Source organism: Solirhodobacter olei (assembly GCF_004010155.1).
Classification (GTDB): Bacteria; Pseudomonadota; Alphaproteobacteria; order Rhodobacterales; family Rhodobacteraceae; genus Solirhodobacter; species Solirhodobacter olei.
In genome coordinates, this window is sequence record NZ_RRYH01000115.1 from 1 (window position 1) to 344 (window position 344).

Consider the following 344-nt stretch of genomic DNA (forward strand, 5'->3'; position numbering starts at 1 on the left):
ACGGCGCGCCAGAGCCAGTGCTTCCGGCCGCGGATCGAGATTACCACCTCATCGAGATGCCACTTGTCCGCGGCGGCAGGCCGATCCCGTCGGATACAGGCGGCAAACTGCGGCCCGAAGCGGCGGCACCAAGAACGGATGGTCTCGTAGCTGACGACCACCCCACGCTCGGCCAGCAGGTCCTCGACATCGCGCAGGCTGAGGGCAAATCGGTGATAGACCCACACCGCATAGGCGATGACTGAACGCGGGAAACGGTAGCCCTTGAGCGACGGAGCTTCGGTGCTGCTGATCATGCAGGCTCGCTAGACTGCACGCCAACACCCGTCAACTTGACGATGCCC

The 344-nt window shown here is 64.2% G+C and carries 1 protein-coding gene; it reads right to left on the bottom strand.

The window, feature by feature from the left end; translation table 11 throughout:
• Positions 1–296: transposase (locus EIP85_RS22675; RefSeq protein WP_164871880.1), on the bottom strand; the 296-nt coding region annotated here is incomplete at its 3' end.
• Positions 297–344 lie beyond the last annotated feature (48 nt).